16 protein-coding genes are annotated in these 16960 nt (G+C 65.5%); 6 read left to right on the top strand and 10 right to left on the bottom strand.

Annotated features, from left to right (window positions below; genetic code table 11):
* Window position 1: 1 nt before the first annotated feature.
* The 4 genes from sucC to J2848_RS22760 all read right to left on the bottom strand — a co-directional run bounded on the left by sucC (window position 2) and on the right by J2848_RS22760 (window position 5268).
* Window positions 2–1201, bottom strand: a complete 1200-nt coding sequence (sucC, locus tag J2848_RS22775; protein ID WP_149232549.1) for an ADP-forming succinate--CoA ligase subunit beta — start codon at window positions 1199–1201, stop codon at window positions 2–4.
* 250 nt (window positions 1202–1451) lie between these two features.
* Entirely contained in the window at window positions 1452–2726 is a 1275-nt protein-coding gene (gene frc / locus J2848_RS22770; RefSeq protein ID WP_149232550.1) for a formyl-CoA transferase, read from the bottom strand.
* Between the two features lie 45 nt (window positions 2727–2771).
* Window positions 2772–4535, bottom strand: coding sequence for an oxalyl-CoA decarboxylase (oxc, locus tag J2848_RS22765; RefSeq protein ID WP_211103200.1), 1764 nt, complete (start codon window positions 4533–4535; stop codon window positions 2772–2774).
* 43 nt (window positions 4536–4578) lie between these two features.
* Entirely contained in the window at window positions 4579–5268 is a 690-nt protein-coding gene (locus J2848_RS22760) for a GntR family transcriptional regulator (RefSeq protein ID WP_149232764.1), read from the bottom strand.
* A 295-nt stretch (window positions 5269–5563) separates the two neighbouring features.
* Between J2848_RS22760 and J2848_RS22755 the strand changes: the two genes are divergently transcribed.
* Window positions 5564–6397 carry an IclR family transcriptional regulator gene (locus J2848_RS22755; protein ID WP_149232551.1) on the top strand — a complete coding sequence of 278 codons (834 nt, stop codon included), beginning with the start codon at window positions 5564–5566 and terminating at the stop codon, window positions 6395–6397.
* Window positions 6398–6419: 22 nt separating this feature from the next.
* On the opposite strand, the gene J2848_RS22750 is transcribed toward J2848_RS22755, so the two are convergent.
* A complete protein-coding gene (locus J2848_RS22750) occupies window positions 6420–7340 on the bottom strand; it encodes a LysR family transcriptional regulator (RefSeq protein ID WP_149232552.1) in 921 nt (306 codons plus the stop codon).
* A 262-nt stretch (window positions 7341–7602) separates the two neighbouring features.
* On the opposite strand from J2848_RS22750, the gene J2848_RS22745 reads away from it, so the two are divergent.
* Window positions 7603–8406 carry a hypothetical protein gene (locus J2848_RS22745; RefSeq protein WP_149232553.1) on the top strand — a complete coding sequence of 268 codons (804 nt, stop codon included), beginning with the start codon at window positions 7603–7605 and terminating at the stop codon, window positions 8404–8406.
* Window positions 8407–8475: 69 nt separating this feature from the next.
* On the opposite strand, the gene gcl is transcribed toward J2848_RS22745, so the two are convergent.
* A complete protein-coding gene (gene gcl / locus J2848_RS22740) occupies window positions 8476–10245 on the bottom strand; it encodes a glyoxylate carboligase (protein ID WP_149232554.1) in 1770 nt (589 codons plus the stop codon).
* Window positions 10246–10370: 125 nt separating this feature from the next.
* Window positions 10371–10721, bottom strand: a complete 351-nt coding sequence (uraH, locus tag J2848_RS22735) for a hydroxyisourate hydrolase (RefSeq protein WP_149232555.1) — start codon at window positions 10719–10721, stop codon at window positions 10371–10373.
* Window positions 10722–10909: 188 nt separating this feature from the next.
* Between uraH and puuE the strand changes: the two genes are divergently transcribed.
* Together puuE and uraD are read left to right on the top strand one after the other, a co-directional pair.
* Window positions 10910–11827: an allantoinase PuuE gene (gene puuE / locus J2848_RS22730; RefSeq protein WP_149232556.1), complete on the top strand. Its 918-nt coding sequence runs from the start codon at window positions 10910–10912 to the stop codon at window positions 11825–11827.
* 8 nt (window positions 11828–11835) lie between these two features.
* Entirely contained in the window at window positions 11836–12348 is a 513-nt protein-coding gene (gene uraD / locus J2848_RS22725) for a 2-oxo-4-hydroxy-4-carboxy-5-ureidoimidazoline decarboxylase (RefSeq protein WP_149232557.1), read from the top strand.
* A 44-nt stretch (window positions 12349–12392) separates the two neighbouring features.
* Here uraD and J2848_RS22720 read toward each other — a convergent pair whose 3' ends face one another.
* The gene (locus tag J2848_RS22720; protein WP_149232558.1) at window positions 12393–13322 is read right to left on the bottom strand and encodes a histone deacetylase family protein; all 930 of its coding nucleotides are present in this window, start codon (window positions 13320–13322) and stop codon (window positions 12393–12395) included.
* 71 nt (window positions 13323–13393) lie between these two features.
* Complete coding sequence (locus J2848_RS22715; protein ID WP_149232559.1) at window positions 13394–13849, bottom strand: CBS domain-containing protein; 456 nt, start codon at window positions 13847–13849, stop codon at window positions 13394–13396.
* Window positions 13850–14260: 411 nt separating this feature from the next.
* On the opposite strand from J2848_RS22715, the gene J2848_RS22710 reads away from it, so the two are divergent.
* Entirely contained in the window at window positions 14261–14482 is a 222-nt protein-coding gene (locus J2848_RS22710; protein ID WP_098737466.1) for a hypothetical protein, read from the top strand.
* A 66-nt stretch (window positions 14483–14548) separates the two neighbouring features.
* Here the strand turns inward: J2848_RS22710 and J2848_RS22705 are convergent, their stop codons facing one another.
* On the bottom strand, window positions 14549–14992 hold the full coding sequence (locus J2848_RS22705) for a GNAT family N-acetyltransferase (RefSeq protein ID WP_109086298.1): 444 nt from the start codon (window positions 14990–14992) through the stop codon (window positions 14549–14551).
* 476 nt (window positions 14993–15468) lie between these two features.
* On the opposite strand from J2848_RS22705, the gene oxlT reads away from it, so the two are divergent.
* Window positions 15469–16773, top strand: a complete 1305-nt coding sequence (oxlT, locus tag J2848_RS22700) for an oxalate/formate MFS antiporter (protein WP_149232560.1) — start codon at window positions 15469–15471, stop codon at window positions 16771–16773.
* Window positions 16774–16960: the final 187 nt, after the last annotated feature.

Here is a 16960-nt window from a genome sequence, read left to right as displayed (position 1 = left end):
TTCACGCGGCCTCCTTCTTCACGGCGGCGACGATCTTCTTGGCTGCGTCGTCCAGATTGTCGGCGGACAGGATCGGCAGGCCGGATTCGGCCAGGATCTTCTTGCCCAGATCGACGTTGGTGCCTTCCAGGCGGACCACCAGCGGAACGTGCAGGTGCACTTCGCGGGCCGCGGCGACCACGCCCTCGGCGATCACGTCGCAGCGCATGATGCCGCCGAAGATGTTGACCAGGATGCCTTCGACCGCGCTGTCGGACAGGATCAGCTTGAAGGCCGCGGTGACGCGCTCCTTCGTGGCGCCGCCGCCGACGTCGAGGAAGTTGGCGGGCTCGGCACCGTACAGCTTGATGATGTCCATCGTCGCCATGGCGAGGCCGGCGCCGTTGACCATGCAGCCGATGTTGCCGTCAAGCTTGACGTAGTTCAGCTCGTGCTTGGCAGCTTCGATCTCCGCCGGGTCCTCTTCCGCCTCGTCGCGCAGGGCGGCGACATCCTTGTGGCGGAACAGGGCGTTGTCGTCGAAGTTCATCTTGGCGTCGAGTGCCAGGATGTCGCCCGAGCCGGTGACGATCAGCGGGTTGATCTCGACGATGGCGCAGTCCAGATCGACGAAGGCCTTGTAGGCGGCCTGGATGAACTTGGCGGCGGCGCCGACCTGCTTGCCTTCCAGGCCCAGAGCGAAGGCGACCTTGCGGGTGTGGTAGCCCTGGATGCCGGTGGCCGGGTCGACGGCGACCTTGACGATCTTCTCGGGTGTGTTGTGGGCGACCTCCTCGATCTCCATGCCGCCTTCGGTCGAGGCGATGATGGTGACGCGGCCGGTGGCGCGGTCGGTCAGCAGGCCGAGATACAGCTCACGCTTGATGTCCGCGCCTTCCTCGACATAGAGGCGCTTGACCTCCTTGCCTGCCGGGCCGGTCTGCTTGGTCACCAGGACGTGATTGAGCATCTCGGCGGCGTTGGAGGCGACCTCCTCGACCGACTTGACGACGCGGACACCGCCCTTGCCGCCCGGATTGTCCTGGAACCGGCCGGCGCCGCGGCCGCCGGCATGGATCTGCGACTTCACCACCCAGACCGGACCGCCGAGTTCGCGGGCGACCGATGCAGCCTCTTCCGGGGTGAAGGCCACGCCACCGCGCGGAACGGCGACGCCGTACCCCCGCAGCAGATCCTTGGCCTGATATTCGTGAATGTTCATGGTTTTCGTCTCTGTCCCAGTCGGGAATTGTCTTTTGGAGACCGCGGGAAGCCGGAAATTCTTCGGCTGACGGGCGGCGGATTTTCAAAAGTCCGGGCTTCGGCTCTTGAGCGACCGGGAAGGGGACGGTCGGGAAGAGGGGAAGCGGGGTTTTATAAAAATCGGCAGACTTTTCAAATATCGGGGGCCGGCCCTTCTCCCCAACTCTCTCCCGCCGAAGCGGGCAGGGTTGGGGAGAAGGCGGAAACTGTTACTCCGCCGCCAGCCTCTCGACGACGCCGATGGCGCCGCTGTCGCGGATGTCGACGATCTCACGCTCGCTGAAACCCAGCACGTCGCGCAGAATTTCATCAGTATGCTCGCCCAGCAGGGGGGAGCGGGTGACCTCCGTCGGGCTGTCGGACAGCTTGATCGGATTGCCGACCGTCAGGTAGCTGCCGCGGGTCGGATGCTCCACCTCGACCAGCGTGCCGGTCTCGTAGAGCGACTTGTCCTCGGCGATCTCCTTCATCGACAGGATCGGGCCGCAGGGAATGTCGTACTTGTTGAGGATGTCCATAACCTCGAACTTGGTCAGGGTCTTGGTCCACTCCTCGACGGTGCCGAAGATCTGCATCAGGCGCGGCAGGCGGGCCACCGGGGTGGCGTAGTCGGGATCGGTGATCCACTCCTCCTTGCCGATGACCTTGCAGATCGACTTCCACACTGGGGCCTGGGCGATGAAGTAGATGTAGGCGTTGGGATCGGTCTCCCAGCCCTTGCACTTCAGGATCCAGCCCGGCTGGCCGCCGCCCGAGGCGTTGCCGGCGCGCGGCACCGTGTCGCCGAACTCGCCGTTCGGGTATTGCGGGTATTCCTTCATCGGACCGTTGGCCAGACGCTGCTGGTCGCGCAGCTTGACGCGGCACAGGTTCAGCACGGCGTCCTGCATGGCGGCCAGCACCTTCTGGCCACGGCCGGTCTCCTTGCGCTGGTAGAGGGCCGTGACGATGCCGAGCGCCAGATGCAGGCCGGTGCCGCTGTCGCCGATCTGGGCGCCGGTGACCATGGGCGGGCCGTCGTCGAAACCGGTGGTCGAGGCCGCACCGCCCGCGCATTGGGCGACATTCTCGTACACCTTGCAGTTCTCGAACGGCCCTGGCCCGAAGCCCTTCACCGACGCGACGATCATCGCGGGGTTCAGTTCCTGGATACGCTCCCAGGTGAACCCCATGCGATCGAGCACGCCGGGGGCGAAGTTTTCGACCATCACGTCGCAGGTCTTGATCAGCGCCTCCAGCACCTCCTTGCCCTTGGGCGTCTTGGTGTCGAGGGTGATGGACCGCTTGTTGTGGTTCAGCATGGTGAAATACAGGCTGTCGGCGTCCGGCAGGTCGCGCAGCTGGCTGCGGGTGATGTCACCCTCGCCCGGCCGTTCGACCTTGATGACGTCGGCGCCGAACCAGGCGAGCAACTGGGTGCAGGTCGGTCCCGACTGCACATGCGTGAAGTCGAGAATCCGCACGCCCTGAAGTGCCTTGCCCATGTATCTCTCCCCCTGCTTTTCAAAGTCGTGTGGTCGGCGTTTGTTTTAGGACGGCATCTTGCGGACCGAGCTGGTCGGGTTCAGGCTGCCGATGTTGCCGCTTTCGGTGCCCGCCGCCGGATCGATGACGGCGTTGATGAGGGTCGGACGGCCGCTGTCCATCGCCTCATTGACCGCGCGGTACAGCTCGTCCGGGTTGGTGACATGGACGCCGACGCCGCCGAAGGCTTCCATCATCTTGTCGTAGCGCGAGCCGGGGACGAAGACCATCGGCGACGGGTCGTTCCCGCCGGTCGGGTTGACGTCGGTCCCGCGATAGATGCCGTTGTTGTTGAAGATGACGATGCAGACCGGCAGGTTGTAGCGGCAGATCGTCTCCACCTCCATGCCGGAGAAACCGAAGGCGCTGTCGCCCTCGACCGCCAGCACCGGCTTGCCGCTCTCCACCGCCGCGGCGACGGCATAGCCCATGCCGACGCCCATGACGCCCCAGGTGCCGACGTCCAGACGCTTGCGCGGCTCGTACATGTCGATGATGCCGCGGGCGAGGTCGAGGGTGTTGGCGCCCTCGTTGACCAGCATGGCGTCGGGGCGCTCCTTGATGACGCGGCGCAGAGCGCCCAGCGCACCGTGGAAGTTCATCGGCGAGGCGTTGCTCATCAGCTTCGGCGCCATCTTGGCGACGTTCTGCTCACGCTTGGCCGCGACGGTGGCCATCCAGTCGGCCGGCGGGGTCAGCCCGCCCTCGATGCCCTTCAGCAGCACTTCCATGACGGACGCGATGTCACCGACCAGCGGAGCATGGATTTCGACGTTGCTGTCCATCTCCCGCGGCTCGATGTCGACCTGGATGAACTTCTTGGAACCGGGCTTGCCCCAGGTCTTGCCCTTGCCGTGCGACAGCAGCCAGTTCAGCCGCGCGCCGACCAGCATGACGACGTCGGCTTCCTGCAGCACCAGCGAGCGGGCGGCACCGGCCGACTGCGGATGGGTGTCGGGCAGCAGGCCCTTGGCCATGCTCATCTGCAGGAAGGGGATGCCGCTCTTCTCGACGAAGGAACGGATGGTCTCGTCAGCCTGGGCGTAGGCGGCCCCCTTGCCGAAGATGACCAGCGGACGCTTGGCGCCCTTCAGCAGGTCGAGCGCGCGGTTGACCGCGTCGGCCGACGGATACTGCGCCGGGGTCGGATCGACCACCTTGACCAGCGACTTGGCGCCTTCCGCGGCATCCATCACCTGCGAGAACAGCTTGGCCGGCAGGTCGAGATAGACGCCGCCCGGACGGCCCGACACGGCGGCGCGAATGGCACGCGCCACGCCGATGCCGATGTCCTGGGCGTGCAGGATACGGAAGGCGGCCTTGCACAGCGGCTTGGCGATCGCCAGCTGGTCCATCTCCTCATAGTCGCCCTGCTGGAGATCGACGATCTCGCGCTCGGACGAGCCGCTGATGAGGATCATCGGGAAGCAGTTGGTGGTGGCGTTCGCCAGCGCGGTCAGGCCGTTCAGGAAGCCCGGCGCCGACACCGTCATGCAGACGCCCGGCTTCTTCGTCATGAAGCCGGCGATGGCGGCGGCGTTGCCGGCATTCTGTTCGTGGCGGAACGAGACGACGCGCATGCCCTCGGCCTGCGCCATGCGCAGCAGGTCGGAAATCGGAATGCCGGGGACGACATACAGGTTGTTGATGTCGTTGAGCTTGAGCGCGTCGATGACGAGCTGGAAGCCGTCGGTCAGCGCCGGCGCGTCTTCGACAACAGATGCTTCCGTGGCCTGGTTCTTAGTGATCGTTGCAGCCGCAGTAGACATATGGGTGACTCCTCCCCGAGGCTCCAAAAAGGTTCAAAGTTGGTTAGTCGAGGAAGGCGCAATGCCGTTCCACGTACTGTGCGAGACCAAGCGTGTGTTCCCGGACGCGGCGTTCCGCGAGATCGGCATCGCGGGCGGCCAGCGCCTCGATGATGTCCCGATGCTCGTGGATGGACTGGTCGGCACGGTCGCCGATACCCATCGTCGCGCGGCGGATCGCACGCATATGGATGAAGAAGCGGTCGGTCAGGTCCGAGATCAGGGTGGAGCCCGAAGCCTGGACGATGCTTTGATGGAAGACGATGTTGGCGTCCGAATACTCGGCGACATGTTCCGCCAACTCGGCTTTCGTATATTTGTCGAACGCAGCGTGCAGGAGTTCCAGCTTGTCCGTGGTGGCGTTTTCGACGAACAGGCGTGCCGCCATGCCTTCCAGGGCGGCACACACCGTGATCATCTCCACCAGTTCGGCCTTCGTCTTGCGCACCACGAAGATCCCGCGCCGTGGCTGGGAGCGGATGAACCCCTCCTGTTCCAGCAGCGCCATCGCCTCCCGCACCGGGGTGCGGCTGACACCCAACGCCTCGCACAGACGGCGCTCGTCCAACCTGATCTCGCTGCTCTGGCCGTAGATGTTCATTTGCGTGATCGCCTGCCGCAGCGCCTGATAGGCCTTCGCCTTGAAACTCATGCCCTGTTCGAGCGGTTCGACACTGAATCTTTCTCGGTTCATCACGTTTCCGACCCTTTGCGCGCCGACGCCATCGGCGCCGCTTGTTGTCGTGAGCGTTACTCGTGCGAGCGTTCGGATGATCGCCCTCCGGTGCGTCGTTGTGAGCGGCGCGTCGTTTTGAATTATCGATACGGTATACCAGATGCCAGACACCCGCAACAGCAATTGCGGGAACCTCGAACTATTTCTGTCGCCGACGGAGTTGCACCTGGTTTTGTTCGTTTTTTCTGGCTATTGCGCGGTAATCGCCCTAATTTGGCCCTTTAGGATCGTTCTTCGGGGAAGGAACCCGCGCATGGCCGACACCCAGACTCAGGCCGGGACCGCAGACAAGACATCGTCCGGCGCGCCGGAGGAGGCATCCGACCCGAACTTCATGACCTCGCTGGCCCGCGGCCTGTCGGTGATTCGCGCCTTCACCGAGCGCGAGCCGAACCTGACCATCGCCGACATCGCCAAGATCACCGGGCTGCCGCGGGCGGCGGCGCGGCGCTGTCTGCTGACGCTGATGCAACTGGGCTATGCCGGGTCGGATGGACGGACCTTCCATCTGAAGCCGAAGATCCTGGCGCTCGGCTATTCCTTCCTCTCGTCGGCCCCGCTGGCGACCATCCTGGATCCGCTGATCGAGCAGGTCAGCAGCGCAGTGCAGGAATCCTGCTCCGCCGCCGTGCTGGACGAGGACGACGTGGTCTATATCGCCCGTGCGGCGACCAAGCGGATCATGTCGGTCGGGCTGAATGTCGGCAGCCGGCTGCCGGCCTATTGCACCTCGATGGGACGCGTCCTGCTGGCGGCTCTGCCCGAGGCGGAACTGGATGCCTATCTGGCGCGGGTGCCGCTGAAGCCCTTCACCGAGCGCACCATCACCGCGGCCGACGCCCTGAAACGTGAACTGGAACGGGTGCGGGAACGCGGCTTCTCGCTGGTGGACCAGGAGTTGGAGCTGGGACTGCGCTCCATCGCCGTGCCGATCCGCACCGCGACGGGCGGCGTGGTCGCCGCGATGAACATCAGCGCCCAGGCCGCCCGCGTCACCTGCCCGGAGATGGAGGTGCAGTTCCTGCCCCATCTGCACCGCGCATCGGAAGAGGCACGGGTGCTGTTGCTGCGGTCGCGGGGGGTGTGAGGGCGCACAACGGCGCCCCGTCCTACAGGATCGTATCGGGCGAGATCGCCGTCAGCGCCGCCTTGATCTTCGGCACCATATGATCGGCGAAGGCCCGCACCTTGGCCGGTACCAGCGCACGGTGGGGGTAGAGCACCGCCAGCGTCACCGGCTCCGGCGGGAAATCCGGCAGCACCGGCACCAGGCCGCCGCTGGCGAGGTGTTCCGCCACCTCCCACAGCGGTTTCATGGCAATGCCGCGGCCGTCCAGCGCCCAGCCGGTCAGCACGTCGCCGTCGTCGGCATCGAAGCGGCCCGACACCGGCAGCTTCACCGGCTCGCCACCATCCAGTACGCTCCATTGATATTGCTGGGTGCCGGGGAAGCGCAGAAGCAGGCAGTTGTGGCCCGACAGGTCCGCCGGTATCGATGGCTGGCCGCGCTCCGACAGATAGGAAGGGGCGGCCACCAGCACGCGGCGCACGTCGGCGATCTTGCGCACGACGAAGCTGGAGTCCTTCAGCGCCGCCATCCGCACCGCCACGTCCACCGCCTCGCGCAGCAGGTCGAGCAGATGGTCGGACAGGCGCAGCCGGACCTCGACCAGCGGGTGGGCCGCGCAGAAGTCGGGCACCAGCGGCGACAGGATACGGCGGCCGAACCCCAGCGGCGCCGTCACCCTCACGCTGCCCGACGGCACGCCGGACCCGGCGGCGATGCTGCTTTGGGCACGCTCCACCGCCTCCAACACCTCAAGGCAGCTCTGATAGAAATCCATGCCGGTCTCTGTCGCCTGCAGCTGCCGCGTCGTGCGGTTCAGCAGCCGGACGCCGAGATGGGTTTCCAGCTGCTGGATGCGGTGGCTTACCATGGCCGGCGACATGCGCAGGTTCCGTCCGGCGGCCGATAGGCTGCCCAGTTCGACGACGCGGACGAAGATGCGCATGTTCTCAAGCAACGCCATGCTCGCGCGGACTCCCTTCCAGACGATTGGGCCAGACCGGTGGGTTACGGGTCGGGGCGGACGCTAGCACGCCTCACCCACCCCTGGGAATTTGCCACTCCCGTTCGTGGCGTTGCAGCGCAAAAACTCACCCGTCCGGCGATTCAGGCGGAGATATGTACGGATGCCCGGCCGCCCGGCCGTCGCGCGGCGGCTTATCGTCAACGGAAGGTCGCGCAGCATGCGGCCTTCGACAATGCAGGCGATTAATCGGGAGGGCAGCATGTTCGAAGGCGATCGGTCCGGCAATCACGGTGGCGGTCACGGTCATGGTCGACATCACGGCAATGGCTGGGGCCACTGGAAGGGGCATGGCAGGGGGCACGACCATCATGACGACGGCAATGGCGAGGGTGCCTATGAGGGACTCTATATCGTCGACGTCCAGGGCACGATCGACCTGCCTGTCCCCTTCCTGGACGAAGAGGTGCAGACAGGCGATCCGTTCCGCATGACGGTGGCGATGCTGTTCGACGATCCCGTCGTCACCACCGACGACACCAGCTTCCGGCGCTATTTCGACGACCAGCCCAACAAATTGCTTCTGTCGGTGCAGGTCGGCGACAGCGAAGTCGAGCATGTGGTGGATGCCTTCGTCCAGCCCGACGACGGCACCACGCTGGTGATCGGCGACGACACGCTCTATCGCGAATTCCTGGTGATCCCGGAGCCGCCGCGGACGCCGGAGGATCTGCTCTCCGTCATCGCCGCCGGCACCTCGACCGACCCGGCCAACGGGCAGGAGGTCTGGCTGCGGGCGCAGATCAACGTGACCGATCCCACGGGGGCCATGATCGACGACCTGAGCCTGGAGGACAGCGCGACCTTCGTCCCGCCGCCCGACAGCGAGTCGGGGGCGAACTTCTCGCGCTTCCGCGAGGGACCGATCAATTTCGACGCCGACCTCTACGGCATCGTCACCTCGGTGTCGCTGAACAGCATCGACCCGGCCGATGTGTTCTCCGCCGAGAGCCTCGCCGCCATCGGCTACCCCCTCCAGACCGGCGGCGGCTGTTTCGCCGCCTGACAGGCGACCGCCCCGAAAACGCGAAAGGCGCGCCGCCGGGCGCGCCTTTCGCTTGAGAAGACCGGCCGCTCAGACCAGAACGGTCTCGCTCTCCTCCACCGGCAGGTCCAGCGTCTCCTCGAACTCGGTGACGTTGTCGATGTCGGTGCCCATGGAGATGTTGGTCACCCGCTCCAGCACCAGTTCGACGACGACCGGCACCTGATACTCGTCCATCCAGGCCTGGGCCTGGGTGAAGGCATCCTGGATGCGGTCGGGTTCGGTGACGCGGATCGCCTTGCAGCCCAGCCCCTCGGCCACCGCGACATGGTCGACACCGTAGACGCCGATCTCCGGCGCGTTGATATTCTCGAAGGACAGCTGGACCTGGAAGTCCATCTGGAAGGCGCGCTGCGCCTGCCGGATCAGGCCGAGATAGGCGTTGTTCACCAGCACATGGATGTAGGGCAGCTTGTGCTGGGCGCCGACCGCCAGTTCCTCGATCATGAACTGGAAGTCGTAATCGCCGGACAGCGCGACGATGCGACGCTTCGGATCGGCCACGCGGACGCCCAGCGCCGCCGGCAGGGTCCAGCCCAGCGGGCCGGCCTGGCCGCAGTTGATCCAGTGGCGCGGCTTGTAGACGTGCAGGAACTGCGCACCGGCGATCTGCGACAGGCCGATGGTGGTAACGTAGGTGGTGTCCTGGCCGAAGGCGCTGTTCATCTCCTGATAGACGCGCTGCGGCTTCATCGGCACCTGATCGAAGTCGCTGCGGCGGTGCATCGACCGCTTGCGGCCCTGGCAGTCCTTGACCCAGCCGCCGAGATCCTTGAAGCGGCCCTCCGCCTTCCACTCCCTGGCGACTTCAATGAACAGGTCCAGCGCCGCTCCGGCGTCGGAGACGATGCCGAGGTCGGGCATGAAGACGCGGCCGATCTGGGTCGGTTCGATGTCGACATGCACGAACTTGCGGCCCTTGGTGTAGACCTCGACCGAGCCGGTGTGGCGGTTGGCCCAGCGGTTGCCGATGCCCAGCACGAAGTCGGACTTCAGCATCGTCGCGTTGCCGTAGCGGTGGGCGGTCTGCAAGCCCACCATGCCGGCCATCAACGGATGGTCGTCGGGGATGGTGCCCCAGCCCATCAGGGTCGGGATCACCGGCACGCCGAGCAGCTCGGCGAACTCCACCAGCTTGTCAGAGGCATCGGCGTTGATGATGCCGCCGCCGGCCACGACCAGCGGACGTTCCGCCGCCGCGAACATCGCCAGCGCCTTCTCGACCTGGGCACGGGTTGCCGAAGGCTTGTAGACCGGCAGCGGTTCATAGGTCTCGTCGTCGAATTCGATCTCCGCCATCTGGACGTCGATCGGCAGGTCGATCAGCACCGGGCCGGGACGGCCCGAGCGCATCAGGTGGAAGGCCTGCTGGAAGACGTAGGGCACCTGCGCCGGCTCCAGCACGGTCAGCGCCCACTTGGTCACCGGCTTGGCGATGTCCGGCACGTTGATGGCCTGGAAATCCTCCTTGTGCAGGCGGGCGCGCGGCGCCTGACCGGTGATGCACAGGATCGGGATCGAATCCGCGATCGCCGAATAGAGGCCGGTGATCATATCGGTGCCGGCCGGGCCGGAGGTGCCGATGCACACGCCGATGTTCCCGGCCTTGGCCCGCGTGTAACCCTCGGCCATGTGCGAGGCGCCCTCGACATGGCGGGCCAGCACATGGCGCATCGTGCCGCGCCGCTGCATCGCCGCGTAGAAGGGGTTGATCGCGGCGCCGGGGACGCCGAAGCAGACGTCGATGCCCTCCCGCTCCAGCACCCGCACCGCCGCTTCCGCCGCCGTCATTCTCGCCATCGCTCGACTCCTCACCAAACGCGATTGTTCGTGAGGACAGCTAAGCGCGCGGATGGTGGGAACGGCAAATCAACGGCTTGCCTTTTCCACAGACTGGAAAGCGGTGCCGAAAGAGGGAGAGGGCGTCAGCTGCCGCGATAGGTCGAATAAGCCCAGGGGGAAACCAGCAGCGGCACATGGTAATGCTGGCTGGCGTCCTTGATGCCGAAACGCAGGGGCACCTCGTCGATGAAGTCCGGGCCGTCACCATCGATGGCGCCGATGCGGCGAAAATACTCGCCGGCCATGAACAGCAGTTCGTAGCGGCCCGGCTTGAAATCCTCGCCCTGGAGCGCCGGAGCGTCGAGCCGGCCGTCGGCATTCGTTGTGAACTCGCCGAGAACGGCGCCGGTGTCGAGCGACGTCAGGCGGATGCGCAGGCCCGGCGCCGGACGGCCGGCGGCGATGTCGAGGACGTGGGTGGTCAGTCGGCCCATGGCTGTGCGGTCTCCACGACGGTGCGAGTTCGGAGCCATAGCTTAAGCGCATCCGCCCTGCCCTGCCCACCCGCCCAGATCCGGAAACTGTCTTCGGCCGCCGGATGCCAATCCTCCGATTGAACCCCCTGCCGCCAATGGCTTAGCGTAGTCTCCGCTTCGACCGCAGCGTTAAGAGCGAGACGACGATGACCGACACCGCTTATCCCCGGGACATGATCGGCTATGGCGCCACCCCGCCGCAGGCCAACTGGCCGGGCGGCGCCCGCGTGGCGGTGCAGTTCGTCATCAATTACGAGGAGGGCGGCGAGAATTGCGTCCTCCATGGCGACGCCGCGTCGGAGGCCTTCCTGTCGGAGATCGTCGGCGCTCAGCCGATCCCCGGTGCCCGCCACATGAACATGGAGTCGATCTACGAATACGGCTCCCGCGCCGGCTTCTGGCGGCTGCACCGCCTGTTCACCGAGCGCAACCTGCCGGTTACCGTCTATGGCGTCGCCATGGCGCTGGAGCGCAATCCGGAGGTGGTCGCCGCGATGAAGACCGCCGGCTGGGAGATCGCCACCCATGGCTGGCGCTGGATCGATTACCAGCATCTGCCGGCGGAGGTGGAGCGCGAGCACATGCTGCGCGCCATCGAGGTCCACACCCGCGTGACCGGCACACGGCCGCTCGGCTGGTATCTCGGGCGGTGCAGCCCCAACACCTGGCGGCTGGTCGCCGAGGAAGGCGGCTTCGTCTACAACGCCGATTCCTACGCCGACGACCTGCCCTATTGGGACGACAGCCATGGCCGGCCGCAGTTGATCGTGCCCTATACGCTCGACGCCAACGACATGCGGTTCGCCACCAACCAGGGCTTCAACAGCGGCGACCAGTTCTTCGCCTATCTGAAGGACAGCTTCGACACGCTCTATGCGGAGGGGGAGACGGCGCCCAAGATGATGTCCATCGGCCTCCATTGCCGGCTGGTCGGCCGGCCCGGCCGTGCGGCATCGCTGGCGCGCTTCCTGGACTATGTGCGCAGCCATGACAAGGCGTGGGTGGCGACCCGGCTCGACATCGCCCGCCGCTGGATCGCCGAACACCCCTACACCGCGAAGTGAGAGCCCAGATGCCCTATAGCTTGGACGATCTGAACCGGATGGACCGCGCCGCCTTCGTCGCGGCGCTGGGCGCGGTGTTCGAGGAAAGCCCCTGGGTTGCCGAGGCCGCCTGGGACAAGCGGCCGTTCGCCGATGCCGCGGACTTGCGCGCGGCGATGACCGACATCGTCCGATCTGCCGGACCAGAGCGGCAGCGGGCGCTGATCCTGTCGCACCCCGACCTTGCCGACCGCGCCAGCCGTCCGGCCAACCTGACCGCCTTTTCGCAGACCGAACAGGCGAAGGCCGGGCTGAACGAGTTGACCGAAGCGGAGGCGCAGGAGCAGCGCGACCTGAACCGCACCTATCGCGACCGTTTCGGCTTCCCCTTCATCATGGCGGTGCGCTTCAGCAGCAGGCAGGAGATCCTGGCGGCGATGCGCGAACGCGTCGCAAACGAACCGGAACTGGAGTTCGGCCGGGCGCTGGAGGAGATTTACAAGATCGCGGGGTTCCGGCTGGACGATCTGGTGGTGGAGTAGCGTCGTCGGCGACGACCCAGGGCGGGGGTAGCCGACGCTCCCCCTCACGCCCGCATCAGCGCGGTCAGATGCGCAGCACACCCCTCCGCCAGCCCGGTCGCGTCATAGCCGCCTTCCAGCGCCGACACCACCCGGCCGCCGCAGACGCGGTCGGCAAGCTCGACCAGCTTGCGCGTCACCCATTCGAAATCCTCCGCCGTCAGGCCGAGCTGGGCCAGCGGATCGCGCTTGTGCGCATCGAAGCCGGCGGAGATCAGCAGCAGCTCCGGCTGGAATGCTTCCAACGCCGGCAGGATGGCGCGCTCCACCGCCTGGCGGAACTCGACGGAGCCGCTGTAGGGCTCCAGCGGCAGGTTCAGGATGTTGCCGTCCACCCCACGCTCCCACGAATTGCCGGTGCCGGGATAGAGCGGCGACTGGTGGGTGGAGGCGAAGAACAGATCGGGGTCGTCGGCGAACATCGCCTGGGTGCCGTTGCCGTGATGGACGTCGAAATCGACCACGGCGACACGGGTCAGCCCATGCACCTTGCGGGCATGCAGGGCCCCGACGGCGATGTTGTTGAAGACGCAGAATCCCATGGCGCGGGCGGGTTCGGCATGGTGGCCGCAGGGGCGCACGGCGCAGAAGGCGTTGGTCGCCTCGCCGGCCAGCACGGCGTCGACCGCTGCGCAGACCGACCCGGCCGCGCGCAGGATCGCGCCGCGGGATCCCGGCGACAGCAGCGTGTCGCCGTCCAGCCGTTGATAGCCATCGGACGGCACCGCCTCCAGCACGGCCTCGACGTAAGAGCGCTCATGGACGCGCGACAGCTGCTCCACATCGGCTTCCGGGGCGGACCGGCGCTCCAGATCGCGGAACTCCGGCCGGTCGAGCACCTGCCAGACCACCGCCAACCGTTCCGGCGCCTCCGGATGGCCGGGGCCGGTGTCGTGCGCGAAGCAGTCGTGATGGGTGAAGATCAGGGTGGTCACGGGGCGGGCTCTCCCATGGCAAAGGCGCCGCCGGACAGGATGTGCCGGCGGCGCCGCTGGGGTGGGATGGATCAGTGGGCGTAGCTGGCGGCGGCCGGCGGCTCCGCGACCGCGGAGACGGTGCCGTCAAGCTCCTGCAATTGCAGGCGGGTGAAGTCGCGCGCGCTGACGACGCCGACCAGATGGCCGTCCTCCAGGACCGGAAGGTGGCGGATGTGGTGCTGGTCCATCAGCTGCAACGCCTTCTGCACGCTGTCGGACGGGGCGCAGGTCACCGGCTGGCGGGTCATCAGCTGCGACACCGGCATCGACAGCAGCGAGCCGCCGCGCTCCAGCAGCGCATGGACGATGTCGCGTTCCGACAGGACGCCGGCCAGCGTGTTGCCTTCGGTGCGGCAGACGTCCTTGACGACCAGGGCACTGATGTTCTCCGCCTTCATCAGGCGGATGGCATCGGCGACCGTTGCACTGGTCCGCACGGCGACGACGCGGGCTTGCTTGGTGCGCAGGATATGTTCGACCTTCATGGCGTGGCTCCTGATCGGCTGCGGCTGGCGGGAAAACCTTGGGGCGGCCCGTCTGTGGGGCGGCAGGGCGCCCGGCCGGGCGTCGTGCTATGAATATGGTATGCCAAATACAGTACGCCAATCAAACAATTTCGTAAACGGGCCTATTTCCAGGTCGATTCATATGATGGTGCAGCGCATCGAAGCCGGCGCTGTTGGATCCATAATACCAAGGCAGCAGAGCAAGAATGTTGGCAATGCGATATGTTTGCTACGCATGCAAATCAAGGAAGGCATGCGGCATACGCATGTCCGGCATCGTGTACCTTGTATACCAAAAAACTTGATCCATTTGCTGCGCTGCGTCATAACGGAATTGTCACGCCGAAGCCGACCAAACAAAAAAAAGCACCCCACCGAGACACTGGAGCGATGAACATGTTGGAAATGCTGGTTCTGGCGCTTGTGCTGTCCGTCTTCGGCGGCACCGTCCACTACATCCTGTCGATGCAGATCGCCAATGCGGGCAAGTCGCAGCGCGATTTCTCTTCCGCGCCGCTTCGCCTCGCCAACCCGACCGAAGCCGATCTGAAGGAGCCGGAAGACGAACTGCCGCCGGGTCCGGCCTGGGCGAGCTTTCCGCGCGCCTTCTGATCTTGGCTCTTCCGGTTCTTCATCGTAAGAAAGACGGCCTCTCCAGGCCGTCTTTTTCGTTTCCGGTCAGGCGAGCGGCAGGACCAACTGGAAGCTTTTGATGGTCATCCGCTTGCGGTGATAGAAGCGGTGGGCCTCGCCGCGCTGGATGCCGGAGATGATCTCCATCTGGGCGCAGCCGCGCTCCCGCGCCTCGCCAGCCAGCCAGTCGAAAAGCTTGTCGCCCAGCCCGTAGGACCGCTTGGCGGCGCTGGTCACCAGATCCTCGACATACATATAGCGGCCGCGCGACAGCGTCTCGTGAACGCGGAAGCCGCCGCAGCCGGCGATCTCGCCGTCCAGCCGCAGCAGGGCGAGGTTGTAGCCATCGTCCATCTGGCGGCGAATCTGCGCGCGGTAGGCCTCAGGGTCGGTCATGTGGGTCCGCAGCTCCTTCATGATCGGGTAGCTGGCGGCGATATCGGCATCGTCACGCGCCACGACGATCTCGATGTTCTGCTGCTGGTCCATGGCGGTCGACTCCTTATCAATATGGGTTCTGCCGGGAAGGCATCGATGCCAGCGACATGTCCCTGGCTCTGGCATACCATATGCCAATAGATTGTCCGGCCAAAAGCTGGCCTGCCGAGCTTTCCGCGTGCCGGAAAACCAAAAGCCGGATGTCACGCCAAACAGCAGCGCGAATGCAGCCTGCGGAAACAGTTCGCCCCTTCCACTAATCACTTGCGCCGCATTCGGCATCTGGTATACCATATTGATAATTCCAGATCGGACCAGGACCGCACCGGTCTGGCGGGGGACGAAAACCCGACCCCCAAAACAGTGGAGCGCCCCGAGGCCGCATCCTCGCCGCGCCACCACCCACAGCAAATGACCGCATCAAAATCCAAAGCATCTCGGAAGACACCCAAAGAAAACGCCTAAAGCATCAAAACAGAAGCGACGCCCGAACCGGCAGAGAACCGCTTCCTAGGAGGAGATAGAAGATGCAGCATACGAATTCGGAGGCGCAGGGAGCACCGCTCGGCGGCCGCTGGATGCAGTTGGTCATCGGCGTAATCTGTATGTCGATGATTGCGAACCTGCAATATGGCTGGACGCTGTTCGTCAACCCCATCGATGAGAAGTATCATTGGGGTCGTGCCGCCATCCAGGTCGCCTTCACCATTTTCGTCGTGACCGAAACCTGGCTGGTGCCGGTCGAAGGCTGGTTCGTCGACAAGTTCGGTCCCCGCATCGTCGTTCTGATCGGCGGCGTGCTGTGCGCGCTGGCCTGGGTCATCAACTCGTTCGCCGACTCGCTGGCGCTGCTGTATCTCGGTGCGGCCATCGGCGGCATCGGCGCCGGCGGCGTCTATGGCACCTGCGTCGGCAACGCGCTGAAGTGGTTCCCCGACCGCCGTGGTCTGGCCGCCGGCCTGACGGCCGCCGGCTTCGGCGCCGGCTCCGCGCTCACCGTCGTTCCGATCGCCAACATGATCCAGGCGTCGGGCTTCGAGCAGACCTTCCTGGTGTTCGGTCTCGGCCAGGGACTGATCGTCTTCGCGCTGGCCTGGTTCCTGAAGGAAGCCGACCCGGCCCTGCTGCCGAAGAACAAGACCAACATCTCGCAGAGCCGCCGCAACTACACCCCGCAGGAGACGCTGAAGTCGCCGGTCTTCTGGGTAATGTACCTGATGTTCGTCATGGTCGCCGCCGGCGGTCTGATGGCCACCGCCCAGCTCGGCCCGATCGCCAAGGACTTCCACCTCGACGGCATGCCCGTCAGCATCCTGGGCCTGACCCTGCCGGCGCTGACCTTCGCGCTGACCATCGACCGCGTGCTGAACGGCGTGACCCGTCCCTTCTTCGGCTGGGTGTCCGACCATATCGGCCGTGAAAACACGATGTTCGTCGCCTTCGCCATCGAAGCGGTCGGCATCCTGGCGCTGAACCAGTGGGGCCACAACCCGGTCGCCTTCGTCGTCCTGACCGGTCTGGTGTTCTTCGCCTGGGGCGAGATCTACAGCCTGTTCCCGTCCTGCTGCGCCGACAGCTTCGGATCGAAGTTCGCCACCACCAACGCCGGCCTGCTCTACACCGCCAAGGGCACCGCGTCGCTGGTCGTTCCCTTCGCCAACGTGATCGTGAGCTCCACCGGAAGCTGGCAGGCGGTGTTCTTCTTCGCCGCCGCGGTCAACGCCATCGCCGCCTTCATGGCCCTGTTCGTCCTGAAGCCGATGCGTGCCCGCCAGATCGCCGAGGACACCACCCAGCCGGTCGGCAAGCTGGTGACCGAAGGCGCCGATTGAAAGGAATACGGAGTTCCGGTTGACCGGGGGGCCGACCGGAACTCTGGATAAGGGCGGCCCAGGTAAAGGCAGAATTACCACCGCCAAACGACACGACAAACCGGCATCGGGACCACCGCATTGGTCCCGGTGTCGGTTTGTCGCGTTTTGGGAGATCGATCGTGAACCGCATTCACGACCTGCAATC

Origin of the sequence: Azospirillum lipoferum, assembly GCF_024170005.1 — a bacterium.
In the GTDB taxonomy this organism is placed as follows: Bacteria; Pseudomonadota; Alphaproteobacteria; order Azospirillales; family Azospirillaceae; genus Azospirillum; species Azospirillum lipoferum.
Note: the sequence above shows the minus strand (reverse complement) of the source record. Positions and strands in the feature narration are given on the sequence as shown.